Genomic DNA, 626 nt, shown 5'->3' on the forward strand with positions numbered 1-626 from the left:
CCATATCCCATCTCTCCAGAAAGGATCTGAGCAATCCGTTGTGGAGCTGTTGGCCTTTTGATTCCAAGCTGATATCCCACCTTGGGAAATCGATAAAACACCTGAGCAATCCTTTTCCCCCAGGCCATGGAGTCTCCCCAGCGTTGACGCATGGTTTGGCTGTAATCAGCCAGGTTGTTGGTATCACCGTTCAACCAATGGTTAAGGCAGCGGGCTGCTTCGCATCCACTCATCAACGCTGGGCGCAGACCTTCTGCCAGGAACGGATCGCATAGTGATGCCGCATCTCCCACGGCGATGACACCATCGCCATGCAGTGCTTGATGGCCGTTCCAAACTCGTAAAGATGCTTCTTGTCGTTTGCCTGCTTGCGGGTCAAATCCCAGGCTCGGTAGCAGTTGTTCCAAGACGGCATCACTATCAGCGGCATTGCGGCCGATGAACGTACCTACGCCTACATTCACGCCTCCTTCCAAGGGGAAAGCCCAGGCAAACCCATGATGAACCAGCCCAAATTCAAATCGAGCTGAACCAGTTTTGAGGTTGCCGCGACCCTCCAGGCGCACAGACATGGTGCTCGCGTGATGCAGTGTTTTTGGTCCCAATCCCAAGGCTTCAGGCCAAGC

General features: G+C 54.3%; 1 pseudogene. It reads right to left on the reverse strand.

From position 1 onward, the window contains the following. Positions 1 to 626, reverse strand: a pseudogene (locus PMIT1303_RS00470) (dehydrogenase); the annotation flags it as partial.

This window comes from Prochlorococcus sp. MIT 1303, assembly GCF_001631965.1.
Lineage (GTDB): Bacteria > Cyanobacteriota > Cyanobacteriia > PCC-6307 > Cyanobiaceae > Prochlorococcus > Prochlorococcus marinus_D.